The sequence below is a fragment of the Paenimyroides marinum genome, from assembly GCF_900108395.1.
Taxonomy (GTDB): Bacteria; Bacteroidota; Bacteroidia; order Flavobacteriales; family Flavobacteriaceae; genus Flavobacterium; species Flavobacterium marinum.
In genome coordinates this window covers 1-2,521 of the sequence record NZ_FNXE01000086.1, presented here as the reverse complement: position 1 = coordinate 2,521, position 2,521 = coordinate 1, and the positions used below count along the sequence as shown (strand labels likewise).

Below are 2,521 nucleotides of genomic sequence, written 5' to 3'. Positions count from 1 at the left end.
TGAAATTCGGCGAAAATGAAAAACTAAACATCTAACAATCAGTCAAATGTAAGGAGGGGAATCTGAGAATTAGTTTTTATCGGACGCTAATGATTCTGTTTAATTAATCATTGTAACAACACCTCTTATGAATTGAATATTTACCACCAACTAGCCGTTGGTAACGCATAGAAATTCCTGTCAGCAGAGGTCTGCCACGGTGCCTGATGAAAAAACCAGCATTTTTCGATCTTGTCAAAGCTTTTGCCTATATCCATTGCTCCCCATTGATAGCCAATTTTATAATCCGTTCCATGAGCAGTAATCGTACCGAAAATCGTTGGGTATGACGACCCCGAAACGCCGTTCGTATATTGGATTGCTATCTCCAACTTCAATACTACCTGCCGGAAAATTCATAATTTCTTCTATATCGCCAATTGCTTTTTGTTCTTCTACATACCGCCACTGTGGATGCAGGCTGTCTAACAGCATATACGGATAACTGCTGTTTGAGTTCATACGGATTTTCTCTTTGAACAATACCGTTTCCTTATTTAATGTCACGGTTTTACCAACCCATTCCTTGAAAGGTTCATAATTGTTGAGACTGGTGGATTTTGTTTTTATCGTAGCATAAAGAATAAAAATAAACCCTATTACGACTACTAAAATCACGATGGCTACAATACCCATTATTCGTTTTGTGGTCATGTTATTTTTTATCTGTGATGTATATTTCCGTTAAGCCATCGGCTGACTTGAATCGGATATTGTAACCGGTTTGTTCGGATAGCTGTACTACGGGCAGATCGTCGGCTTCAAAATCGCTATTATTCATTTGCTCTTTTGGCTTGGAAGTTTTGCTCATATCGGTACTTTTGGTGAGATAAAAATCGCTTCCGTCCACTTTTGTAATTTTGAACCAACCAAAGCCGATTTCGGCACCTACCGGAGTCCCTTTCTCTTTATATATTTCATAATGTCCGAAATAAATATCTCCCACAGCAGGAGCTTTTTCCATAGCTACATATTCGGCAGGTTTTGGCAATGGCGGTTTGACTTCCTGATAAACGATCATTCCCATAGCGGTAAGCATCAGCAGGCAAAATATCCATCCTACAATCGTAAGTTTGAAAATATAAGGTGGTTTCGCAGTTTCGGTAATTTTTTGTTGGGCAAAAGCTTTCATTTCGGGTGTCCAAATTCGACGGGCAATTTTCTTTTGTGTGGATTCATCCCAGAATTCGCCAAATGCTTTCTTAGAATGTACATTAAAAAGTGCCGTGCGAGTCAATTGCCTCAAAACAAGCAACACTATAGGATTGCCGTTTTTAGGATTTTTCAACTTATCATTTTGGTAAGTTCCTTGTTCTATTTTACTGATTACAAAAAACATAATTTTTCTTTTTTTAGTTCAATATCTTTATTCGTTTTTATTTCTCTAAAAGTTCAAACAACAAGGTACATCCCTCTACACAAATCAAGTCGTGACCTTCTTTTTCCTCCAATGGAACAAGGTATAGCTTTCGCTGTTCTTTATTGAAAAGAAGCGGTAATAGTAGCCGTCATCCATTTTAAAAATAGCAAATGCCGGTTGCTTCCCGTCATCTATTTTTAATGACAGAATCCTCCCCCCTTTTTGTAGTGGGTTTCTAATGCACATCTTCCGTTGGATTCAAAAACATAAGTATCCTCTCCGGAACAGGGCTGTACTTCTTCGGACGACGCAATTATTTTGGTGTTCTCGTTCCAAATCACTACTTCTACAAATTTCCAAACACCGACAATGCTTTCTGCATCTGAAATTCGCGTAGGTTCATCATCTTTGGAACAGGAAATGAAAAAAACACAAAAGCCGACTAATAATAAGGATATATTTTTCATTTGATTTTTCTAATCTTAAACAAAATTTGTGGTGGAATAACAACTACTTTAGAATATTACTCTTTAGGAACAACTATCATTGACTGAAATTCAGAATAACCAGATTCAACAGATAAGAAATCAATCTCTTTGCCGTTTTCCCAAATGATATTTGCTTGTTTGCCATTTCTATATTCACTTCCTAAAACATACACCTTTTCATCAACAACCTGTACGGCAAAAGCGTAGGTGTGTCCGGATGCAGTATGTTGAATAGGCAGCAATTCGTTGTTTTTAAAAACTCTCGGAACATATTTATCACCCACTTGTTCGTATCCGGCTGCATAAACATTTTCGTTTTCTACTGTTAAGTCAAGTCCACGATTAATTCTTTCTCCTGAAATTAATTTTGTCGGCACGCCGTTCTTCCACAGCTTAAAACTTCTTTCACCAATAGCATCAGTATAGCCTACAATATAAACATTGTCTTGGTCTACATAAATACTTTTTGCATAGGTAGTAGTATCTATATGAGAAAGCACTGACTCTATTCCGTTTTTCCAATATTTGGATATGATTCCTCCTTGATGATTTTCATATCCTACGACATGAACTTCGTTATTTAAAACAAATCACTACTAAACGGGCAATCTTTCAAATAGGGCAAAATTAGTTG

General features: G+C 37.0%; 4 protein-coding genes. All 4 read right to left on the bottom strand.

Annotation, left to right across the window (positions count from 1 at the left end; all coding sequences use genetic code 11):
* Window positions 1–279: 279 nt before the first annotated feature.
* Complete coding sequence (locus BLW20_RS14455; RefSeq protein WP_091102984.1) at window positions 280–693, bottom strand: hypothetical protein; 414 nt, start codon at window positions 691–693, stop codon at window positions 280–282.
* Window position 694: 1 nt separating this feature from the next.
* Window positions 695–1,378, bottom strand: coding sequence for a hypothetical protein (locus tag BLW20_RS14450; protein ID WP_091102981.1), 684 nt, complete (start codon window positions 1,376–1,378; stop codon window positions 695–697).
* A 218-nt stretch (window positions 1,379–1,596) separates the two neighbouring features.
* The gene (locus BLW20_RS14445) at window positions 1,597–1,866 is read right to left on the bottom strand and encodes a hypothetical protein (RefSeq protein ID WP_091102980.1); all 270 of its coding nucleotides are present in this window, start codon (window positions 1,864–1,866) and stop codon (window positions 1,597–1,599) included.
* Window positions 1,867–1,922: 56 nt separating this feature from the next.
* A complete protein-coding gene (locus tag BLW20_RS14440) occupies window positions 1,923–2,387 on the bottom strand; it encodes a hypothetical protein (protein WP_091102976.1) in 465 nt (154 codons plus the stop codon).
* Window positions 2,388–2,521: the final 134 nt, after the last annotated feature.